16 protein-coding genes are annotated in these 22,015 nt (G+C 73.3%); 5 read left to right on the top strand and 11 right to left on the bottom strand.

Going from position 1 to position 22,015, the window contains the following annotated elements; translation table 11 throughout:
- Positions 1-109 precede the first annotated feature (109 nt).
- The 4 genes from ACE1OA_RS20685 to ACE1OA_RS20670 all read right to left on the bottom strand — a co-directional run bounded on the left by ACE1OA_RS20685 (position 110) and on the right by ACE1OA_RS20670 (position 5,760).
- Positions 110-1,372, bottom strand: a complete 1,263-nt coding sequence (locus ACE1OA_RS20685) for a phospholipase D-like domain-containing protein (protein WP_356605808.1) — start codon at positions 1,370-1,372, stop codon at positions 110-112.
- A 10-nt stretch (positions 1,373-1,382) separates the two neighbouring features.
- Positions 1,383-2,909: a serine/threonine-protein kinase gene (locus ACE1OA_RS20680; protein WP_356605806.1), complete on the bottom strand. Its 1,527-nt coding sequence runs from the start codon at positions 2,907-2,909 to the stop codon at positions 1,383-1,385.
- A complete protein-coding gene (locus ACE1OA_RS20675) occupies positions 2,906-3,502 on the bottom strand; it encodes a hypothetical protein (protein ID WP_432753194.1) in 597 nt (198 codons plus the stop codon). The genes ACE1OA_RS20680 and ACE1OA_RS20675 overlap by 4 nt, the downstream gene beginning before the upstream one ends.
- Positions 3,503-3,690: 188 nt before the next feature.
- Positions 3,691-5,760: an N-6 DNA methylase gene (locus ACE1OA_RS20670; RefSeq protein ID WP_432753193.1), complete on the bottom strand. Its 2,070-nt coding sequence runs from the start codon at positions 5,758-5,760 to the stop codon at positions 3,691-3,693.
- 250 nt (positions 5,761-6,010) lie between these two features.
- On the opposite strand from ACE1OA_RS20670, the gene ACE1OA_RS20665 reads away from it, so the two are divergent.
- Entirely contained in the window at positions 6,011-6,775 is a 765-nt protein-coding gene (locus tag ACE1OA_RS20665) for a hypothetical protein (protein WP_384869295.1), read from the top strand.
- 203 nt (positions 6,776-6,978) lie between these two features.
- On the opposite strand, the gene ACE1OA_RS20660 is transcribed toward ACE1OA_RS20665, so the two are convergent.
- Entirely contained in the window at positions 6,979-7,725 is a 747-nt protein-coding gene (locus ACE1OA_RS20660) for an N-acetyltransferase (protein ID WP_356605798.1), read from the bottom strand.
- Between the two features lie 109 nt (positions 7,726-7,834).
- Complete coding sequence (locus ACE1OA_RS20655; protein WP_432753192.1) at positions 7,835-8,683, bottom strand: HNH endonuclease family protein; 849 nt, start codon at positions 8,681-8,683, stop codon at positions 7,835-7,837.
- Positions 8,684-8,839: 156 nt separating this feature from the next.
- On the opposite strand from ACE1OA_RS20655, the gene ACE1OA_RS20650 reads away from it, so the two are divergent.
- A complete protein-coding gene (locus tag ACE1OA_RS20650) occupies positions 8,840-9,031 on the top strand; it encodes an antitoxin (RefSeq protein ID WP_356605794.1) in 192 nt (63 codons plus the stop codon).
- 126 nt (positions 9,032-9,157) lie between these two features.
- Here the strand turns inward: ACE1OA_RS20650 and ACE1OA_RS20645 are convergent, their stop codons facing one another.
- Positions 9,158-10,021, bottom strand: coding sequence for an SCO6745 family protein (locus ACE1OA_RS20645; RefSeq protein WP_432754082.1), 864 nt, complete (start codon positions 10,019-10,021; stop codon positions 9,158-9,160).
- A gap of 177 nt (positions 10,022-10,198) precedes the next feature.
- Here ACE1OA_RS20645 and ACE1OA_RS20640 point away from each other — a divergent pair, with 177 nt between their 5' ends.
- Positions 10,199-10,843 carry a TetR/AcrR family transcriptional regulator gene (locus ACE1OA_RS20640; RefSeq protein WP_356774670.1) on the top strand — a complete coding sequence of 215 codons (645 nt, stop codon included), beginning with the start codon at positions 10,199-10,201 and terminating at the stop codon, positions 10,841-10,843.
- Positions 10,844-10,909: 66 nt separating this feature from the next.
- Positions 10,910-11,578, top strand: coding sequence for a VC0807 family protein (locus tag ACE1OA_RS20635; RefSeq protein ID WP_432753191.1), 669 nt, complete (start codon positions 10,910-10,912; stop codon positions 11,576-11,578).
- A gap of 128 nt (positions 11,579-11,706) precedes the next feature.
- On the opposite strand, the gene mfd is transcribed toward ACE1OA_RS20635, so the two are convergent.
- The 3 genes from mfd to ACE1OA_RS20620 form a co-directional block, all read right to left on the bottom strand.
- Positions 11,707-15,243 carry a transcription-repair coupling factor gene (gene mfd, locus ACE1OA_RS20630; RefSeq protein WP_384869284.1) on the bottom strand — a complete coding sequence of 1,179 codons (3,537 nt, stop codon included), beginning with the start codon at positions 15,241-15,243 and terminating at the stop codon, positions 11,707-11,709.
- Positions 15,244-15,542: 299 nt separating this feature from the next.
- Positions 15,543-18,113: an ABC transporter permease gene (locus tag ACE1OA_RS20625; RefSeq protein ID WP_432753190.1), complete on the bottom strand. Its 2,571-nt coding sequence runs from the start codon at positions 18,111-18,113 to the stop codon at positions 15,543-15,545.
- The gene (locus tag ACE1OA_RS20620) at positions 18,110-18,898 is read right to left on the bottom strand and encodes an ABC transporter ATP-binding protein (RefSeq protein ID WP_356774678.1); all 789 of its coding nucleotides are present in this window, start codon (positions 18,896-18,898) and stop codon (positions 18,110-18,112) included. Before ACE1OA_RS20620 ends, ACE1OA_RS20625 begins: the two co-directional genes overlap by 4 nt.
- 240 nt (positions 18,899-19,138) lie before the next feature.
- On the opposite strand from ACE1OA_RS20620, the gene ACE1OA_RS20615 reads away from it, so the two are divergent.
- The gene (locus ACE1OA_RS20615) at positions 19,139-20,926 is read left to right on the top strand and encodes an MFS transporter (protein ID WP_384869279.1); all 1,788 of its coding nucleotides are present in this window, start codon (positions 19,139-19,141) and stop codon (positions 20,924-20,926) included.
- 161 nt (positions 20,927-21,087) lie between these two features.
- Here ACE1OA_RS20615 and ACE1OA_RS20610 read toward each other — a convergent pair whose 3' ends face one another.
- Entirely contained in the window at positions 21,088-21,987 is a 900-nt protein-coding gene (locus tag ACE1OA_RS20610; protein WP_432753189.1) for a cellulose-binding protein, read from the bottom strand.
- Between the last annotated feature and the right edge of the window lie 28 nt (positions 21,988-22,015).

Here is a 22,015-nt window from a genome sequence, read left to right as displayed (position 1 = left end):
CACAAAACGGACTCTTCCCTTCCGTTTCCCGATCAGATACGGAGTCGTGATTCTGCCGACCCGTCAGGACACGGGCCCTCCAGGCCCTGTCGGACTCCCACGGCACGCCCTACAGGCCCTCCGCCTCCGCCGCCGCCCGCTGGGCGTCGAAGTTCCTCACGTACGCGTCGAAGACCGTCGGGTCCTCGTACTTGAGCAGCGCCTCGTCGTTGTACTTGAGCGCGGTCACCGTGTACGTGTGGCTGCCGGTGAAGACGATCCGCTTGTTGGCGCCCCCGAGGTACGTGCCCTCGACCAGGAGGTACTTGGTGTGGGTCGCGGTGCCCCCGCGCTGGTCGTTGTCGAGCTGGTGCAGCGCGATACGGCCCTTGGCGGTCGGCTTGGTCAGCCAGCCGGCCACCTCCGTGTTCGGCGGATTGTCGAGCTTGCGGTAGACGATGTCGACGTAGCAGCCGGCGTCGGCCAGGGCCCAGAGCTGCTGGGCCACCTCGGGCCGGGTGATGTGGTGCTGGGCGATCCGGAGGCGCGTCCGGCCGTCCGACGTGCCGACGCCCGGGTCGTTGCCGAAGCAGGGGGCCGCGGTGCCGACCGGCTGGGCCACCGTCTTGAGGATGTTGACGACCACGTCGGTGCCCGACCGCGGGAAGAAGTAGACCTTGGCCGCACCCGCCTGCGTGTCGTGCGGGTAGTCGGCGACCTGCGGCACCTGGCCGGCGGCGGCGCCGGCCAGGTCGCCGAAGTACGCCCCGTACGCGTCGAAGAGCTCCTTGTTTCCGGCCACCGTCATCGCGTCGTTCCACGCCAGCGTGCGGTCCCACTCGACGAGGTTGCCGGAGGACTGCACCACCACGTCGTCCACGGGGACGGTGCCCTTGCCCTTGGTGCGGGAGAACAGGAAGAACTTGTTGTGGTTGACGTTGTCGTACCAGCCGTCCGGGTCCGCGGCCGTCGTGCCGGGATCCTTGGCGAGGCACGCCTCCTGCGCCTTGCAGACACGCACCCAGGAGTCCCCGCCCAGACCGCTCTTCAGGCTGTCGACCGCCGTCGCGTACCGCTCGCTCTCCTGGTCCAGGACCATCTGGACGGTGACGCCGCGCGCGTGGGCGGCGAGCAGCCTGCCGGACAGCCACTGCGAGCCGTACGCGAACATGGATATCCGGATGGAGGAGCCCGGTTCGGCTCCGTCGACGAGGCCCCCCAGGTGCGAGAGGATCCGGCCCTCGGCGGTCGTGTCGCCCGACGGGTCGTTGAACACCGGGCCGGTGGTCACGGTCGGGAGCGGCTCGGCGCCCGCCGCCGGTGAGGTCATGAGGAGGGCGCCCGCGGCGAGCGCGGTGACGGCCGTTCTGAAGCTGCGCTTGGTGATGATCATCCGCGCATTGTCACCCGAGAAGCCCCATCTTCCGCTGACGGTCCAGCGCACGCCGCAGGTCCGACGGCACCGGGTGATAGGGGCCGTAGACCCGCTCCGTGTCGTAGAGCAGCGACTGCAACTGGTGGCCCGCCGCCGTGTGGTCGCCCATCGCGAGCAGCAGGTTCCCGATCCGGCGGCGGATGTCGAAGGCCTTCCCCTGGTCCGCGCCGGGGGCCCCGTTCTCGTGGTACGGCAGGACCTCCCGGTACGCCGCCAGGGCCGCGGCGGTCTCGCCGAGCTGCTCCAGGCACTGCGCCGCGTCCAGGCGGAACTGCAGGGCCTGCGGGTCGGCCGGTCCCGCCTCCGCCGCACGGTCGTCGGCGAGCCGGCGCAGCTCCGGCAGCGCCCGGCGGTACTGGCCGTCGTCCAGCAGCGTGGCCGCGTACTGCTTGCGCAGGATGCGGACGACGGGCGAGTGCTCGCCGTGCTGGGCCGCGGCGACCGGCAGGATCCCGCCGAGGATGTCGACGGCCTGGGTGATGGAGCCCTCGCCGAGCAGCCGCTTGACCTCGTCGACGGCGGCCGCCACGTCCGGCCGGGCGGCCGACGGGACGACGGGCGGCGTCATCGGCGGCGGGGGCGTCGCGGCCCGGTCGGGCCAGGGCGCGTGCGGGCGCAGGAAGGGGCGGGTCGGGTCGAGCGGCCCGGACGGCATCCCGCGGGCCGGGAGCATCGGCAGCAGCTGCTCGTACACCTGGTGCGCGTCGGACGGGCGGTGCTGCGGGTCCTTGGCGAGCAGGCGCAGGACGAGCGCCTCCAGCGCCTCGGGCACCTCGGGCCTGGAACGGCGCACCGGGAGCGGCGGCTCGTAGAGGTGGCGGTGCAGCACGCCGAGCGCCGTGGAACCCGCGAACGGCACGTTCCCGCTGAGGAGTTCGTGGAGGAGGACACCGAGCGCGTACAGGTCGGTGTACGGGCCGACGGCACCGCCCATGGCCTGCTCGGGCGCCATGTAGGCGGGGCTGCCGATGGGCGAGCCGGTGTGGGTCAGGCGGGTGGTGTCGGTGTCCAGGACGGAGGCGACACCGAGGTCGAGGACGGTCACGGTGCCGTCCGGACGCACCATCACGTTGCGGGGCTTGAGGTCGCGGTGGACGATCGGCACCGCGTGCACGGCGGCGAGGACCGCGCACAGCTGCGCGGCCACGGACACGGCCCACTCCCAGGGGTACGGGTCGTGCTCCGCCAGGTGGTCGGCGAGGTCCGCGCCCTCGACGTACTGCATCACCAGGTACAGCTCGTCGCCGTCGCTGCCGGCGTCGTGGACGGTGACGAGGCCCGGGTGGTCGACCTGGGCGGTGACCCGGCACTCGCGCACGAAGCGGCGCCGCATCTCCCCCGCGGCGGTCGCGGCGGCCATGTGGTCGGGCCGCAGCAGCTTGACGGCGACCCGGCGGTCGAGCCGTCCGTCGTACGCCGTCCAGACCTGGCCCATGCCGCCCTGCCCGATGATCGTGGACAGTTCGTAACGGCCGCCGATGACGCGTCCGTTCACTTCTCCTCGTCCTTACGCAGCAGATGGCTGAGCTCGTCCAGTTCCGCGCGGACCTGGTCGATCCGGTGGCTGCCCTGGGGGTGCGGCTGCTGCTGGGGCCGGTCCTGCGGCTGGGGCGGCAGGGTGGGCTGCGACGGGGTCTGCGGCGTGTGGGGCTGCGGGTACGGCGTCGGGGTGGGCGTGGCCGCCGGGGGGACGTACCCGGCCTGGTGCTGGGGCACCGTCGTCGCGTACGGCGGGTAGGGCGGGACCCCGGCGCGCACGCGGAGCCGGTCGTGCCGGATGTCGACGACCAGGAAGTAGACGGTGAACACGGCGGCGTTGATCAGGACCAGACTCATGGCCACGTCGGCCTGGGTCGTCTCGATGTCGTCGGGCATCAGCAGCAGCCCGGTGACCATGACCGCCCCCGAGAGCCCGCAGAGGACCCAGTCCAGTGCGCGGCGGGTCACCACCGCGAGCCGCAGCATCGTGGCCCACGTCAGGAAGCCGATGCTGAAGAGCGGAAGCAGCGCGAACAGCACCCGGAGGACGATCACGGACGTCGGAACGGTGCGCGAAGGTGGCGGGGGCACGTAGCCGGGGCCGTACATTCCTGCTCCTGCTCAAAAAGGTCGCTGGGGAGTCGAGCGTATACAGCGACACCGACGGCGTCCCCAGGGTTGTACGGAACCGTTGCCGAACCGATCACGGCCCGTCGACGAAGGCCGGGCGCCCGCGGCCCGCGGCGGACCGCCCGTTCACGCCGGTACGGCCCCCCGTTCGGGACGGTACACGCCCCTCAGGGCGCGACCGTGCCGTCCGTGAGCCCGTCGTACATCCCCTGGATCAGCTGCTCGCCGAGCCGGCCCGCGAGCCGCAGCGCCTCTTCGAAGGCGGCCAGCGCCCGGAACCGCTCACCATGGCGCCGCTGTTCGGCCAGCGGCAGGCGCGGCAGCTGGAGCCGCCGGACGTCGAGCCGGGTGGCGGTCGAGGCGTAGCTGCTGGCCTGGCGGTTGTTGGCGGTGCCGCGCAGGAACCCGGCCAGGAACCACGGGTCGAGGGCCGCCGGGTCGGGGCGCAGCAGCTGGAGGTTGCGGCCGAGTACGGCGCCGGCGGTGGCCTCGTCGACGACCCGGGCGACCGAGCCGCCGCCCAGGACCGGTACGACGACGTCGCCGGCGCGGAGCAGGACGGCGTCCTCGGCGGGCCCTTCGGGGAGGGTGCCGGACGGCGGCTGGGCGGCGAGGACGTCGTGCTCGGTGAGCACGCGGACCGGGCCGCCGGCACCTCCGGTCCCACCGGCGCCGCCGGCGCGCAGTTCAAGCGCGCCGGCGCGGGCGAGTTCGCCGACGGTGACGCCGGTGAGCCGGACGGCTGCGGCCGGGTCGGCGGCGCTGGGCAGGGCGGGCGGCGGGGTGAGGGCGACGGTCCGGCCGAGGGTCGCGCTGAGCCGCTCGCGGACCTCGGCCAGCTCGGCCGCGCCGCCTCCCGCGGCCGGCGGCGGAAGGTGGCGCGCGGGGGCCAGGTCGACGTCGTCGTCGAGGAGTTCGATGACGGGCACCGCCCGGCTGGCGCCAGGCGTCTCGGCGACCGTGCCGTGTTTGTCGAAGGGCAGCCAGGCGTCGAGTACGGCGCTGTGCACGGCGGGCCAGTCCAGCCGGTCGCGCCCCGCGCCACCGGTGTGCTCGGCCCCGGTGGTGTCGACGAGCAGCAGCTCCGGCGGGACGGCGACTCCCGCCGCGGGCCGGCGCAGCACCCAGAGGTGGAGCGGGATGCCGTACGGGGGCGCGGCGCCGGCGGGCAGGGCGACGACGGCCCGCAGGGCGCCCCGGCGGAGCAGGTCGGCGCGGATGCGGCGGCCGGAGCGGCGCGAGGCGGCGGCGGGCGGCATCAGCAGGACGGCGGTGCCGCCGGGGCGGAGCCGGGCCAGGGAGTGCTGGACCCAGGCGAGTTCGGACTCCGTGCGGGCCGGGAAGCCGTACTCCCAGCGCGGGTCGTAGGCCAGTTCCTCGTGGCCCCAGTTGCGCTCGTTGAACGGGGGGTGGCAGAGGACCACGTCCGCCGCGAGCCCGGGGAAGGCGTCGGCGCGCAGGCTGTCGCCGGTGCGCACCCGGACCTCGGCGTCGGAGGCCAGGGCCAGGCGCAGGGAGGTGAGGGCGGCCAGGTCGGGGTCGGTGTCCTGGCCGTGGACGGCGGCCGGGTTCCGTACGGCGCGCAGCAGCGTGCCGGTGCCCGAGGCCGGGTCGAGGACGGTGGGGCGGGCGTCGGGGGGGCCGGCGGCGAGGGCCGCCATCAGCGCGGCGGGGCCCTGCGGGGTGAGCGTGTACTGGCGCGGGTTGGCGTCGAGGTGGCGGCCGAGCAGGAACTCGAAGGCCTGGCGGGCGCCGCTCTCGGCGGCGAGGTCGGCGGCTCCGCGCACCAGCGGGACGGAGGCGGCGAGTTCGGCGGCGGTGGGTGTGCGGACGGCCCGTTCGGCGCCGAACCGCCGAGTGAGGGTCTCGTCCAGGGCGCCCGGCAGGGTCTCGGCGAGCCGTTCGTCCGAGAGGGCGGTCAGCTTCAGCCAGGCCGCGGACCGGTCGCGCACGAGCAGCAGGACGGCCCCGGCGTGCACGAGGGCGGTGACGGCCCCGCCCGGGTGGCCGGCGACCTGCTGCCAGACGCGTTCGCGCAGCGGGACCTCGGCGAGCTTGCCCTGGGCCCGCAGCCACCCCTCGACGTCGGCGAGCGCGAAGGAGGGGCTGGTCTCGGTGCCTCCCACGGGGCGGGGGAAGTCGGCATGTCTGCGACGCCAGTTGCTCACGGCGGCGCGCCCCACACCGGCGAGCCGTGCGATCCCGGCGGCGGTCACCTCTGCTGCGCTCTCCGGCACTGGCCGACCCCTTTCACCCACCCGCTCGCCCGCTGCTGTGGCCCGATCTTACTGATGAACGCGAGACGCACCACTTCACAGCGTGATCCGAATCAAGTCTCGTGAACCGTGTTGACTCGGTTCACAGCGTCTGCTGTTATTGATTCATCGCTCCGCAGGTCCGGGAAGGCCTTGGGAGCGCACATTCCGCACGTCTTCGCCCGACCGCCCCGCCCCGCTCTCCCCGCCCTCCATCCCTGGAGAAACGATCATGTCTGCTGCCCTCACCCACCACCGGACCCGTCGCACCGTCCTGGCCGGCGCCCTCTGTGCGGCGCTCGCGCTGGGTGTCGCCGCCTGCGGGCCGTTCTCCGACAAGGCCGAGGCCAAGGGCCCGTTCGGCGACCTGACCGGCCCGCAGATCGCCAACAAGGCGATAGCCGCGACGAAGACCGCCGACTCGCTCACCCTCGACCTCGCGGCGAAGACGACCGACGGGCCGATGAAGGCGCACCTGTCGCTCGACACCCGGGGACGGTGCGCCGGAAACCTGACGGTCGGCCCCACCGGCACCGCCGAGCTGGTCAAGGCCGACGACAAGGACGCCTACCTCCGCTTCGACGAGGCGTTCCTGCGCGAGCAGGCCAAGGGCGAGGACGCGGCGACCCAGGAGGCCGTGCTCAAGGAGCTCAAGGGCCGCTGGGTGAAGACGCCGGTGACGGACCCGGACGCCAAGGACAGCCTGGAACTGTGCGACCTGAAGGCGCTGCTCGGCGAGTTCGAGACGGGGGCCAACCTCGCGGTGAAGGGCAAGGAGACGACGGTCGGCGGAAAGAAGGCGCTCATGCTGACGCAGGCGCTCGACGCCGAGAAGACCACGCTCTACGTGGCGACCGAGGGCACGCCGTATCTGCTGAAGATCGTGACGGCGGGCGGCGACGAGCCGGGGACGATCGCCTTCTCCGACTACGGCAAGCCGGTGGACGCGAAGGTCCCGCCGGCCAAGGACGTCCTCGACGAGAAGGCGCTCGGCTGACGCCGGTGCGCCCGTGAACGTACGCGCACGGCCCTCGGGTCGGTGCCGTACACCCGGGGGGGGCGGGGGCGAGGGGGTGCGGGCCGCAGGAGGGGAGCGGCTCGCACCCCCTCGTGGCGTGCACACCACCCGCGGCGTCCACGCCTCGCGCCGCCCGCCCCTCGCGGAGGCGGGCGGCGCGAGCACACGCGGGGCCCGGCGGGTCACAGCCGGTGGCGGACCCAGACGTTCGGCTCGACGTAGACGGCGTAACCGCGGGCGGTCTCGCAATGGACCGGCACCAGCGCGCCCGGGACCTCGACCGGACCGTCCGTGTCGAACGGCAGGCCGGTCCACCGGCGCCACTGGTCCAGGGAGCCGGAGATCGTCATCGACGCCGGTGCGACCGCCTCGATCACACCGCCCGCGCGGACGTGGACGCGCAGCCACGGGTCGTGGGGCAGGCCGTCCGCCTCCCGGGTCCGGAAGGCGTAGTCGTGGATCGACGAACCGGCCTCCAGGTGCTTGGCGTTGGGCCGGACCGGGGCGACGACCTCGGAGAAGCCGAGCCGGCGGGCGTTGTCCCGCATCTCGGCCAGCATCCGCCCCGACAGCCCCTGGCCGAGCGCCTTCGTGGCCACGCACACCTCGATCGCGCTGACCGTGTCCGGCGTGCGGCCGTGCCGCAGGTCGGAGAACGCCCAGAGCATCACCTCGTCCCAGCCGCGGGCCGGCAGCTCGCCCCGGTCCTCGCCCGCGAGCCGGAAGGGCACGCTGAAGGCACGGGCGACGACCTCACCGTCGGCGTCCGTCGCCACGAGCACGTACTCCGGCAGCTCGGTGACGATCCGCGCCATGTACCCCCAGCCGACCGGGTCGTGCAGGGTGAACTCCGGCCAGAGGTCCTTGATCGCCCACAGCGCGCCCTGGAGTTCGGGACGCTCGGCGAGGGTGGTGACGGTCAGCTCCATGCGCGCAGACTAAACGATCTTCGACGGACGCCCCCACCGGTTTTCCGGGACCTCGCCGCCGCGGTCCCGCGGGGGTGCCGGCGGTCCGCCCGGTCAGCCCCTCGGCGGGTCAGCCGCCGCACTGGCGCAGCATCGTCTCCTTGTCCGCCTTCGTCACCGGAAGCCCGTACTTCAGGGCGACCTGGGCGAACCGCACGGCGTACGAGCAGCGGATCCGCTTGTTCGGCGGCAGCCAGGAGGCCGGCCCGGAGTCGCTCTTGGCCCCGTTGGTCGGGCCGTCCACCGGGAGCAGGTTGAGCGGGTCGTTGGCGATCTGCCGCCGCTTCGCCGCGTCCCAGCGCGCGGCGCCCATCTGCCAGTCGTACGACAGCGGCATGACGTGGTCGATCTGCACCTCGCTCGCCTTCGACTTCTTCCAGGCGATGTCCTTGCCGGTGTACGGGTCGTACAGGTTCATCGACACGACCACACAGTCGGAACCCCTACGGAACTCGACGTCCTGTCCATGAAGTCCCAGCAAGTCGTTCCGCGTGTCACAACCGTTCCTCGCCAGCGGCACCCCGTCCGCCGTGTCCATCCACGCAGAGCCGAACTTGCCCCGTTCATAGCCCGTCTTCGGCCCACGCCCCTTGACCGTGAGTTTGTCGACGAGCTTGCGCGCGTTCGCCTTGTCCGCCTCCGACGTGAGCGCCGCGAGGCCCGGCTTCGTGCCGTCCGGGTTGTCGAGCGGGCTGGCTCCGGAACCGGCCGCGGGCGCCGACTCCGCACCGGGGGTCTTGGGGTCGAGCCCCAGCCCGTCTCCCGTACAGCCCGTCAGCACGACGGCCAGCAGCGCGGCCCCCGCCGTGGCTCCGGCGCGCGCCCGGCGGGCCGGTGCCCCCGCACCGGTGTCGCGGCGCGGACCGTGGCCCGCCCCCTCGCCGACCGTCCGGTCCGTGCCCGTCCGCTCCCCGGCCATCGCGTCCCCGCCCCTTCGTGTCCCCGGCACCTCGTTCTCGGGTACCCCCGTCCCGGGACCCTACCCAGCCTCGGCGGGCGGCTCGACGCGCGGATTCCACCGGGGGCGCGTAGCGTCGATTGCGCTGTATGTCCCCTTCCGAAGGAGCGGCGACCCATGGGGTTCATGGACAAGCTCAAGGGCATGATGGGCCAGCATCCGGACAAGGCGCACCACGCCTCGGATACGGCGGAGAAGAAGATGAACGAGAGGACCGGTGACAAGTACACCGGTCAGGTCGACCAGGCCCAGCGGAAGGCCGAAGGCTCGATGGGGATGCCGGACCGGCCGGAGCAGCCACCGAGCTGATCCCCCCTGAACACACGCCGGCCGCGGGGCGCTTCGAGCATCCCCGCGGTCGGCGTGCGCGCGTGCGGCACCCCCTGGCGAGCGGCGGGACCCCGGCCCCCTCGGCCGGCGGCCGACCCCGTGCCGTCAGATCTTCCCGATGCCGAGCGTGTTCTCCGCCGGCAGCAGGCCGGAGCCGAGGGCGGCCAGCCACGGGCCGCCGAGCAGTCCCGAGAGCCGGTCGGTGGCTTCGGCGCCGAGCGACTCCCAGGGAGCGACGGCCAGTTCGTCCGTGCGCCGTTCGACCTCCGCGCGCAGCGCGCGCCCGGCGACGGTGGCCGTGCCGTCCTCGGCGAGCAGGCCGCGCGCGGTGAGCCGGGCGCGGGCGGCGGCCCACTCCGCCTCGGTCCAGCCGCGGCTGGTGAAGGTCCGCTCCGAGGCCGCCCCGACCGCGGCGAAGGAGACCAGGGCCTCCACGGGGTCGAGTCCGGCGGTCAGCAGTGCGGCCAGGTGTCCGTCGCCGCGGTGCTCGCGGAGCAGGGTCGCGGCCTGCCAGAAGACCAGGTGCGGGGCGTCGGACCAGGGCAGTTCGGCGTTGGCCGCGGCCAGCGGGCGGCCGGCGGTCGACGCGGACCCGGCGGCGCGACAGGCGAGGGCGGCCGCTTCGGCCAGTTCCGGACCGTCCACGACGTCGTCCCCGAGGACGGCCCGGTAGGTGCGGTCGACGGCCCGGAGCCGGGCCGCGAGCACGTCGGACGGCGTGGCGGTGTCCCAGCCGGCCGGTACGAACCGGGCCACCATCCGCGGGCTGAAGCTGTAGAAGGCGGAGGCGACCCGTTCCGCGCCGGCCGGACCGAGCGGGGCCGCGCGCCAGGCGAAGTAGCTCGGCCAGCGCTCCGTCACGTCGTAGCCGAGGGCGGCGGCCTCCTCGAAGGCCCCGGGCGCGTAGTAGAGCAGCGCGTGCAGCGGCTCCAGCAGGTGCCACATCTGCCGTGCGCGCCCGGGGTCCATGCCCTGCCGCGTGACGGGGGCGCCCTGCCCGGCGGGCCGGTCACGGGGTTCGCGGGAGTCCGGGGTCGGTCGGGCGTCGACGGTCATGGCCTTCTCCTTCGCGTCATCTTGTCACTGGCAAGATTGCTCCCCGAGCCGAAACTTGTCAATGCCTAGATGTGGCGTACGCTGCCTGACATGACCAGCCGGAGCAGCTATCACCACGGCGACCTGCGGCAGGCGGTCCTCACCGCCGCCCTGGACGTCATCGCCGACGAGGGCCCGGCGGCCCTGAGCCTGCGGGACCTCGCCCGCCGCGCGGGCGTCTCGCACGCCGCCCCCGCCCACCACTTCAAGGACCGGACGGGTCTGCTCACCGCGATCGCGACCGACGGCTACGACCTCCTCGCCCGGGCCCTCGCGGACGCGCCGAGCCTGCGGGAACGCGGCGTCGCGTACGTCCGCTTCGCCCTCGGCCACCCGGCCCACTTCCAGGTGATGTTCCAGCCCGACCTGCACCGGAGCGACGACCCGGCGCTCCTGGCGGCCAAGCAACGCGCCTCCGCCGAACTGCGCGCGGGCGTCACCACCCTGGCCCCGGCCGGCGACGCGCGGACGGCCGGCATCGCCGCCTGGTCCCTGGCGCACGGCTTCGCGACGCTCTTCCTGACCGGCAACCTCACCGGGGCCGCCGAAGCCGTCGGCACCTCCGGCGCCCCGGGCGACGCGGCGGCTCCGGAGGACCTGTTCCGCGACCTCGCCCGCCTGCTGTTCCAGGGGAGTTCGCCAAGTCCGGGCAAAACCGTGGCCGAGCCCTCGCCCGACGACCCGTCGCTCTTCTAGGCTCCGCGGCGACCACGCACCACACGCATCACACTCACCACACGCGCATCAACGGGGGAATTCGCTGTGCCCAGATCCACCCTGCTCAACTGGGGTCCCACCATCGTCTTCGGCGTCGTCCTGCCCTGGGTGACGTACGGCGTCCTGACCGACCACGGCGTCGAGTCGCTGACCGCGCTCTTCCTCATCGCCCTCTGGCCGCTGGTCGAGGTCGGGCTGTACTTCGCGATGCGCCGCCGGGTGGACGAGTTCAGCGTGATGATCCTCGTCGTGCTGCTGCTGAGCGCGCTCAGCGCGCTCGTCTTCCACAGCGAGCGGATGGTCTTCGTCAAGGACTCCGCGCTGACCGGACTGCTCGGACTCGCCTTCCTCGTCTCGCTGTTCACCGCGCGCCCGGTGATGTTCTACTTCGGCCGGAAGTTCGCCACGGACGGCACGCCCGAGGGCATCGCCCGCTGGAACGGCTTCTACGTGACCCTGCCCGGCTTCCGCAGGACCCAGCGGCGGCTGACCGTCGTCTGGGGCGTCGCGTTCCTGGTCGAGGCGGCCGTACGGATCGCGCTGACCTTCGTCCTCGACACCGCCACGATGGTGGGCGTCACCGGCATCCTGCCGTTCGTGGTGCTGGCCGGACTCATGGCGTTCACGATCCGCACCGGGCGCAGGAGCCGGGCCCGCACGGCCGCGGCCCAGCAGACCGCGCCCGCGACCGCGGAACCGGGCACCGCGGCCTGAGGGGAACAGCCGGAGGCGGCACCGGCACGGAAGAACACCGGGCGTCCCGGCACGGCCGAGGGCCGGCGGAGCCCACCCGGGCCCCGCCAGCCCTCGGCCGCACGCGTCTCGCGGGACCCACCGCCCCGCTACCCCAGGATCGTGGTCAGGAACTCCCCCGTCCACGCCAGCAGTTCGCGCCCGACCACCGGCTTGCCGCCGATCTTCCCGGACGTCGGGCGCGGCACCAGGATCTGGTGCACCGCCGGCTTGATGACCGCCCGCGGATGCAGCCGCTTGAGCCTCAGCTCCTGCGACTCGCGCAGCTCCACCGGCGCGAAGCGGATGTTCGGCCCCTGGAGCACGATCTCGCCCACCCCGCAGGCCCGCGCCAGCATCCGCAGCCCGGCGACCAGGAGCAGGTTCTCCACCGGCTCCGGGAGCTTGCCGTAGCGGTCGGTGAGCTCCTCCCGCACCGCCTTGATGTCCTCCTCCGAGTTGGCGGAGGCGATCGCCCGGTACGCCTGGAGGCGCAGCCGCTCGCCGGGCGCGTAGTCGTGCGGGACGTGCGCGTCGACCGGCAGCTCGATCTTGACCTCCAGCGGCGGCTCCTCCTCGGCACCGCCCTCCATCTGCGCGCGGTAGTCCGCGACGGCCTCGCCGACCATCCGCACGTACAGGTCGAAGCCGACGCCCGCGATGTGACCGGACTGCTCGCCGCCGAGCAGGTTGCCCGCGCCGCGGATCTCCAGGTCCTTCATGGCCACGTACATGCCCGCGCCCATCTCGGTGTGCTGGGCGATCGTCGCGAGCCGCTCGTGCGCGGTCTCGGTCAGCGGCTTCTCCGGCGGGTAGAGGAAGTACGCGTACCCCCGTTCGCGGCCGCGGCCGACCCGGCCGCGCAGCTGGTGCAGCTGCGACAGGCCGAAGTTGTCGCCCCGCTCGACGACCAGGGTGTTGGCGTTGGAGATGTCGATGCCGGACTCGACGATCGTCGTGGAGACCAGCACGTCGAACTTCTTCTCCCAGAAGTCGACGACGACCTGTTCCAGCGCGCTCTCGCTCATCTGGCCGTGGGCGGTGGCGATCCGCGCCTCCGGGACGATGTCCCGCAGCCGCGCCGCCGCCCGGTCGATCGACTCGACCCGGTTGTGGATGTAGAAGACCTGGCCCTCGCGCAGCAGTTCGCGGCGGATGGCCGCGCCGATCTGCTTCTCCTCGTACGGGCCGACGAAGGTCAGCACCGGGTGCCGCTCCTCGGGCGGGGTGGTGATCGTGGACATCTCGCGGATGCCGGTGACCGCCATCTCCAACGTGCGCGGGATGGGGGTGGCGGACATCGTCAGGACGTCGACGTTGGCCCGCAGCTTCTTCAGCTGCTCCTTGTGCTCGACGCCGAAGCGCTGCTCCTCGTCGACGATGACCAGGCCGAGGTCCTTGAACTTGGTCTCGGACGAGAACAGCCGGTGCGTGCCGATGACGATGTCGACCGAGCCGTCCTTGAGGCCCTCCAGCGTCGCCTTCGACTCGGTGTCCGTCTGGAAGCGGCTGAGCGCCCGCGTGACGACGGGGAACTGCGAGTAGCGCTCCGAGAACGTGCCGAAGTGCTGCTGCACGAGCAGCGTCGTGGGCACGAGGACCGCGACCTGCTTGCCGTCCTGCACCGCCTTGAACGCCGCGCGCACCGCGATCTCGGTCTTGCCGTAGCCGACGTCTCCGCAGATCAGGCGGTCCATGGGGACCGTCTTCTCCATGTCCTCCTTCACCTCGGCGATGGTGGACAGCTGGTCGGGCGTCTCGGCGTACGGGAAGGCGTCCTCCAGCTCCCGCTGCCAGGGGGTGTCCGGGCCGAAGGCGTGGCCGGGCGCCGCCATCCGGGCGCTGTACAGCTTGATCAGGTCGGCGGCGATCTCCTTGACCGCCTTCTTCGCCCGGGCCTTGGTCTTGGTCCAGTCGGCGCCGCCGAGCCGGTGCAGGGTCGGCGCCTCGCCGCCCACGTACTTGGTGACCTGTTCCAGCTGGTCGGTGGGGATGTAGAGCCGGTCGCCGGGCTGTCCCCGCTTGGCCGGGGCGTACTCGACGAGGAGGTACTCGCGGGTGGCGCCCTGGACGGTGCGCTGGACCATCTCGATGTAACGGCCGACGCCGTGCTGCTCGTGGACGATGTAGTCGCCGACCTCCAGGGTCAGCGGGTCGATGGTCTTGCGGCGCTTGGCCGGCATCCGCTGGCCGTCCTTGCCGGCCGCCTTCTGGCCGGACAGGTCGGTCTCGGTCAGGACGGCGAGCTTCAGGGCCGGGTCGACGAAGCCGTAGTCGATGGACCCGCAGGAGACGTGCACCACGGACGGCGTGACCTCGGTGAGGTCGGCGGCGAGCCGGGCCGGGATGCCCTCGCCGCCGAGGACCTCCACCGTGCGGGAGGCCGGACCGTGCGCCTCCGTGACGTACACCGTGCGCCAGCCGTCGGCCAGCCAGCCCTTGGTGTCGGCGAGCGCCCGCGCGGTGTCGCCGCGGTACGCCTCCGGCGCGTGCATGCCCAGCGTGAGCGTGTCGGCGCCGGAGTCGTCGGCGGTGGCGTCCGCCGCGAACGGGGACACCGACCACCACATCATGTCGATCTCGCGGGCGCGGTCCCGGACGTCCGCGATCCCCCACAGGGAGGCCGCGTCGACGTCGATCGGCGCCTCGCCGCCGCCCGCGGTGGCCGCCCAGGACGCCTGGAGGAACTCCTGCGAGGTCGCCACCAGGTCGGCGGCCCGGGTCCTGACCCGCTCCGGGTCGCAGACCACGGCCATCGAGCCCTTGGGCAGGACGTCGATCAGCAGCTCCATGTCGTCGACCAGGACCGGCGCCAGGGACTCCATGCCCTCGACCGCGATGCCCTCGGCGATCTTGCCGAGCAGTTCGCCCAGCTCGGGGTGGAGCTCGGCCAGCTCCGCGGCCCGCCGCCGCACGTCCTCGGTCAGCAGCAGCTCACGGCAGGGCGGCGCCCACAGCCCGTGCTCGGCGACTTCGAGGGACCGCTGGTCGGCGACCTTGAAGTAGCGGATCTCCTCGACGTCGTCGCCCCAGAACTCGATGCGGAGCGGGTGTTCCTCGGTGGGCGGGAAGACGTCCAGGATGCCGCCGCGCACGGCGAACTCGCCGCGCTTCTCGACGAGCTCCACCCGCGAGTAGGCGGCTGCCGCGAGACCTTCGACGACCTCGTTCAGATCGGCCTGCCGTCCGGTCCGCAGCGCCACGGGCTCCAGGTCCCCCAGCCCCTTCACCTGGGGCTGGAGCACCGACCGTACGGGCGCGACGACGACCGACACCGGGCCGGCGGCCGGGTCGTCTGGCGAGGGGTGGGCCAGTCGGCGGAGGACGGCGAGGCGGCGGCCGACCGTGTCGGAGCGAGGCGAGAGCCGCTCGTGCGGCAGCGTCTCCCAGGAGGGGTAGTCGACGACGGTGTCCGGGTCGAGGAGGCTGCGCAGGGCGGCGGCCAGGTCCTCGGCCTCGCGGCCGGTGGCGGTGACCGCGAGTACCGGCCGGCCGGCCTCGCGGGCGAGGGCGGCGACGGCGAAGGGGCGCGCGGCGGGCGGGCCGACCAGGTCCACGTGGGTGCGGTTGCCGTCGGTGGCGGCCTTCACCGCTTCGGTGAGGGCCGCGTCCTTGACGACGACGTCGAGCAGACCGTGCAGGCTCATGGACTTCCATCCCGGGGGTGGCTGGCAGAACGGGCAACGCGAACAGCCCGACACGTCTCACGGGCCGGGGGAGATTCCAGCCTACGCCCGAGGGTCGCCCGTCCGCCCGCCGCTCGGCGAGGCGCCGGGCCGGGTCGCCCGGGCGGGCGGACGGCGGCGCGGCCGGGGCGGGTCGACGGGGTGAGGGGCGGCGGGACGCGGGGCGGCCCCGGCGGGCATCCGTGCGATGCCCGCCGGGGCCGTACCCCCGTCGCTCCCCCGTCCTCTCCCCCGTGGGTCCCGGACGTGGCCGCCGGCGGTTACTCGCTGGCGATCGCGTTCAGGACGTTCATCCGTCCGGCCCGGAAGGCCGGGACCAGGGCCGCGAACAGGCCCACGAAGGCCGATCCGACGAAGACCGTCAGGATCGTCGTCCACGGGATCTCCAGGACGCCCAGCCCCTCCAGGGCGAGGAGCTTCTGGGCCGCGGTGCCCCAGCCCATGCCCAGTCCGAGGCCGAGCAGGGCGCCGAAGAGGGCGATGACCACCGACTCCAGGCGGATCATGCGGCGCAGCTGGCGGCGCGAGAGGCCGATGGCCCGCATGAGGCCGATCTCCCGGGTCCGCTCGACCACCGACAGGGCGAGGGTGTTCACCACGCCGAGGACGGCCACGATGATCGCCAGGGCGAGGAGCCCGTACACGATGTTCAGGAGCTGGCCGACCTGGTCCTTCAGGTCCTTCTTGTAGTCGGTCTGGTTGCGCACGGAGTACTGCGGATACGGCTCCAGGGACTTCTTGAGCGCGGCGTACGCCTGGGTCTCCTGGCCGTCCCGGGCCGCGGCGAACATGATCAGGCTCTGCGGCATCTTCTCGGCCGGCAGGTAGCGGGCGGCGGTCGTGATGTTCGTGTACATCACGCCCTTGTCGACGTTGCCCGCGTCCGACGTGATCGCCGCGACCCGCAGCTTCGCGGTCCGGCCGCCCTTGAAGGCGACGGTCAGCTCGTCGCCGACCTCGACGCCGTGCGCGGTCGCGTAGCCGCTGCCGACGGACATGGCGTCCGGGCCGTAGGCGTCGGCGAGCCGGCCGCCGGTGGTCTCGCGCTTGAGGTCCTGGGCGTACGTCGGATCGGCGGCGACGACCTCGTCGTCGAGGGAGACGCCCTTCGGGTCGGTGATCCTCGCGTCCACCGACTTGTACTCGGTGACGTGGGTCAGGCCCGGGGTCTTCTCCAGGGCCGCCTGGGCCTGCGGGACGATCGGCTGTGCGGTGGGCGACTGGACGATGAAGTCCGCGCCGACCGTGCGGTCGAGCTCGTCGGTGGCCGAGGCGACCAGGGAGGAGCCGACGACCGACAGGCAGGCCACCAGGGCCAGGCCGATCATCAGGGCGGCGGCGGTGGCGCCGGTGCGCCGCGGGTTGCGGAGCGCGTTGCGCTCGGCCATCCGGCCGACCGGGCCGAAGACCCGCAGGACGACGGCGCCGATGACGCGGACGACGCCGCCGGCGAGCAGCGGTCCCACGACGACGAAGCCGATGAGGGAGAGCACGATGCCGAGGCCGAGCCACAGCGAGCCGGCTCCGGCCTTCTCCGCCTGGGTCGCGGTCCACAGGGCGGCCGCGCCGCCGGCCGTGAGGAGCAGGCCGACAGCGCCGCGGACCAGGCCCGCCTTGGCGTCGGCCGGGGTGCCGGCGTCGCGCAGGGCGGCCATCGGGGAGACCTTGCCGGCCCGGCGGGCCGGGACGTACGCGGCGACGACGGTGACCACGACGCCGAGGCCGAGGCCGACGGCCGGGGTCGTCCACGCGACGGTCAGGTCCTGGGTGGACAGCTCCATGCCCATGGAGGACATGAGCTCCATCAGGCCGACGGCGAGGCCCACGCCCGCCGCGACACCGGCGACCGAACCGACGACGCCGAGCAGCAGCGCCTCGACGAGCACGGAGCGGTTGACCTGCCGGCGGCTGGATCCGATGGCCCGCATGAGGCCGATCTCGCGGGTGCGCTGGGCGACCAGCATCGAGAAGGTGTTGACGATGAGGAAGATGCCGACGAGGAAGGCGATTCCGGCGAAGCCGAGCATCGCGTACTTCATCACGTCGAGGAAACCGGCGATGTCCTCGCGACCCTCGTCCGCCACCTCGGCCGCGGTCTGCAGCTTGTAGTCGGCGCCGACCGCGGAGGCGATGTTCCGCTTCAGCGTCTCGTCGGACACGCCGGGCGCGGCGTCGGCCAGGACCTGCGTGAACAGGCCCTCCTTGCCGAGGAGTTCACGCTGGGCGGTGGCGGTGTCGAAGTAGACGACGGTGGCACCGGGGTTGGTGACCTTGAAGTCGGCGATGCCCGAGATCTTCGCGGTGAAGTCGCCGGTGACCGCGATGGTGCGCAGCTCGTCGCCGATCTTCAGCCCGTGCTTCTCGGCGGTGCCGCCGTCGACCAGCACCTCGGTGGGCCCGCGGGGCTCGTGGCCGGAGCTGATCTCCACCGAACGCAGCTCGTTGGGGGTCCAGTTGACGGCGATCGTCGGCGCGCCGCTGGTCGGGCCGACGTTCTTGTTGCGTGCGTCGACGACGGTGACGCCGAGCGAGACGACCGAGCCCTGGGCGTCCTTGACGCCCTCGGCCTTCCGCACCTGGTCGACGAGGGAGGCCGGGAAGGACTCGGGACGGCCGTTGGCCGGGATCTCGTCGGTGCCGCCCGACTTGGCGCTCAGGGTGACGTCGGACGCGGTGGACGCGAAGAGCTTGTCGAAGGTGGTGTTCATGGTGTCCGTGAACACGAGCGTGCCGCACACGAACGCCACGGACAGCAGGACGGCGACGGCGGAGAGCGCCATGCGGCCCTTGTGCGCGAAGAAGTTGCGCAGGGAGGACTTGAGGACGGTCATGACGTACGCCCCCGGGCGTCGAAGTCCTTCATGCGGTCGAGGACGGCGTCGGCGGTGGGCCGGAACATCTCGTCGACGATCCGGCCGTCCGCGAGGTAGAGGACGCGGTCGGCGTGGCTCGCGGCGACCGGGTCGTGGGTGACCATGACGATGGTCTGACCGAGCTCGTCCACGGACTGGCGCAGGAAGCCGAGGACCTCGGCGCCGGCCCGGGAGTCGAGGTTTCCGGTCGGCTCGTCGCCGAAGATGATCTCGGGTCGGGCGGCGAGCGCGCGCGCCACCGCGACGCGCTGCTGCTGGCCGCCGGAGAGCTGGGTGGGACGGTGCTTCAGACGGTCGGCGAGGCCCACGGTGGAGACCACCCGGTCGAGCCACTCCCGGTCCGGGCGCCGGCCGGCGATGTCCATCGGCAGCGTGATGTTCTCCAGCGCGTCGAGCGTCGGCAGCAGGTTGAACGCCTGGAAGATGAAGCCGATCCGGTCGCGGCGCAGTTGGGTGAGCTTCTTGTCCTTGAGGCCGGTGATCTCCGTGTCGTCGAGGAAGATCTGGCCGCTGGTGACGGTGTCGAGGCCGGCGAGGCAGTGCATCAGGGTCGACTTGCCGGAGCCGGACGGCCCCATGATCGCGGTGAACTGCCCGCGGGTGATGTCCACGTCGACGTGGTCGAGCGCGACGACCCTCGTCTCACCCGCTCCGTACGCCTTGACGACCTGCCGCGCCCGCGCGGCCACCGCCGTGCGCCCTGCGGCGCCCTCGTGCTGGGGGATGGTCACAGCCGAAGTCACGGTATGTCTCCTATGCCTGGATCGGATCCGACTCGTCTACGAGTCTGCGAGGGACGGGGCGGCTGGTCACTGGTGCCTGTCGCAGTCTTCGCCCTGGGGTTTTCCGTAAGACCAAGTTAAGGACCGGGAGGGGGCTTCCTCGTCCTCCGCCGGAACGAACGGCCCCTGCCCTCTATGGGGGAGACACCCCTAGGGGTTCTCCACCCGCGGGTCGAGTGAGAAGGTGGTCCGGCGAAATAGATGTACGACTCATCAGGTGTGCGGGCCACCGGGTTCCGCGGCACCGGTCGTACGGGCCCGGCCGTGCCGGGCCGACAGGGGAGGGATCCCGAAGTGTCCGAGACGACGCCACGGCGGACGGCGGCAGCGGCGACCACGCCCCACGGGCGCGGCCCGGTCGTCGCCGCGCTGATGCTGGTCATGGGCCTGACCGCGCTGGACGGCACCGTCGTCTCGACGGCCGTGCCGCAGATCGTCGGCGACCTCGGCGGCCTCTCCGTCTTCTCCTGGCTGTTCTCCGGCTACCTGCTCGCCGTGACGGTGACCCTGCCGGTGTACGGGAAGCTCTGCGACACCTTCGGCCGCAAACCGGTCCTGATCGCCGGCACCGTCCTCTTCCTCATCGGCTCCCTGCTGTGCGCCACAGCCTGGAACATGGCCTCGCTGATCGCCTTCCGCGTCGTCCAGGGCCTGGGCGGCGGCGCCCTCCAGGGCACCGTGCAGACCATCGCGGCCGACCTGTACCCGCTGAAGGAACGCCCCAGGATCCAGGCGCGGCTGTCCACCGTCTGGGCGACCGCCTCGGTCGCGGGCCCCGCCGCCGGCGGCCTGCTCGCCGGATACGCGGACTGGCGCTGGATCTTCCTGCTCAACCTGCCCGTCGGCCTGCTCGCCCTGTGGCTGATCGGACGTCACCTCGTCGAACCGGGCCGCCCCTCGGCGGCCGCGGGAGGCCCGGACGCCCCGGCACGGCCCGCCGTCGACTGGCCCGGGGCCCTCGCCGTCTTCGCCACCGGGGCCCTGCTCCTCACCGCCCTCGTCCAGGGCGGTGTCGCCTGGCCCTGGCTGTCCGCGCCCTCGCTCGGCCTCTTCGGCGGCGCCCTCGTGCTCGGCACGGTCACCGTCCTCGTCGAACGGCGGGCCACCGAACCGATCATCCCCGGCTGGATCTGGCGCCGCCGCACCATCGTCACCGTCAACCTCGCCCTCGGCGCGCTCGGCCTCCTGATGGTCGCCCCGACCGTCTTCCTGCCCACCTACGCCCAGGCCGTCCTCGGGCTCGGGCCGATCGCCGCCGGCTTCGTCCTGTCCGCCATGACCCTGAGCTGGCCGGTCACCGCCGCCCTGTCCAACCGCGTCTACGGCCGCATCGGCTTCCGGCTGACCGCCGTCATCGGCATCACCCTCGCCCTGCTGGTCCTGCTCGCCTTCCCGTTCCTGCCCTTCCCCGGCGAGCCCTGGCAGCCGGCCCTGCTCATGCTGCTGCTCGGCGGCGCGCTCGGCTTCTTCCAACTGCCGCTGATCGTCGGGGTCCAGTCGACGGTGCCGTACGGCGAACGCGGCACCACCACGGCGTCCGTCCTCTTCTGCCGCCAGGTCGGCCAGAGCGTGGGGGCGGCCCTCTTCGGCGCGGTGGCCAACGCGGTCCTCGCCGCCCGGCTCGGGGGCGGCGACCTGGACGGCCTGGCCCGTGCCCTCGACGCACCGGGCTCCCTCGCCGCCGGAACCGCGGACGCGCTGCGACGGGCGGTCGACGCGGCCGTCGACCACGTCTTCGCGGGCGCGGCGGCAGCGGCGGCACTCGCCCTGCTCGTCCTGCTCACCGTCGCGCCACGCCGCTTCCCGGTCCTGCCCGACGGCGACGACCGGCCGGACAACCCCCCGCGCCCCGGTACTTCGCGCGCCACCCCCACCCACGGCGCCCCTCCGCGTACCGGCACTTCGCGGACCGCCCCTCCGCGGACCGGCACTTCGCGGACCGGCACCCCGCGGACCGAAGCCGACAGGACCGAAGCCGACAGGACCTAGGTCCTGTCCGGGCGATTTTCGAGGACCGGCCCGCGGCGTCGGATGTGGTGTATCGCAAGGCGGAGGATCGCCCTCGTACTGGGCGTACTCGGGCGACTCCGACAACGCCGCGAGACGCCGCAGCCGTCGTCGCGGGCCCGAGAAGATCGCCCGGACAGGGCCTAGTCGCCGTCCCGGGGCGGGCCGTCCGCCGGCTCACCCGGCGTCCCCCGGCCCGTCAGGGCGGCCAGGGAGCTGCGGATGTGTTCCATGTGCGCGTGGATCCCCTCGGCGGACTCCGCGTGCTCCCGCAGGATCCGCTCCGTCTCGCGCTCGGCGCGCTCCCGGCGCACGGCCGCCCCGGCCAGCAGCTCCGCCGCCCGCGCCTCGGCGTCCTCCTGACCGTGCCGGGCGCTCTCCTCCGCCTCGGCGAAGGCCCGCCGGGCCTCGGCCAGTCGCGCCTCGGCCGCCGCGAGCAGTCCCTCGTGCCGCGCGTCGAGGTCCGCCTCCCGCGCCGCCTCCGTCCGTTCGGCCCGCTCCCGGGCCGACGTCTGATCCGCGCGCTGCCGGTCGAGCAGCGCCGCCGTCCGGCGCACCGTCTCCTCCAGCTCCGCCCGTGCCCCGCCCCGGAGTTCCTCCGCCTCGCGGAGGGCCGTCGCCCGCCGTTCCTCGGCGTCCGCGCCGGCCGCCGTCAGCGTCGCGTGCGCGACCGCGTCCGCGGCGTCCCCGGTCTCGGCCGCGTACGCCCGCGCCGCCTCGGCGGCCGCCTCGCCCGCCGCCCGGGCCTCCTCCACGAGCGCCTGCGCCGCCGCCCTGGCCGCCGCCGACACCGCCTCGGCCTCCTCCTCACCCAGGGCCAGGATCCGCTGCGCCCGGGCGCCGAGGGCCTCGTAGCGCTGCGGCGCGAGCCCCGCGACCAGCTCCCGCAGCCGGGCCGCCGCCGCCTCCCGCTCCCCGGCGAGGGCCGTCAGCCGCTCCGCCTGCTCCAGGGCCGCGTCCCGTTCCCCGACGAGCGCGGCGAGCACGCGGTCGACCTGTTCGGGGCGGTAGCCCCGGCCACCCCGTAAGACGGAGAAACCCATCCGTTGACGCTCCTTCCACGACGGCCCG

It is taken from the genome of Streptomyces sp. JL2001, from assembly GCF_050917515.1.
Lineage (GTDB): Bacteria > Actinomycetota > Actinomycetes > Streptomycetales > Streptomycetaceae > Streptomyces.
The sequence above is the reverse complement of the archived record's forward strand: the minus strand, read 5'-3'. Positions and strand labels throughout refer to the sequence as shown.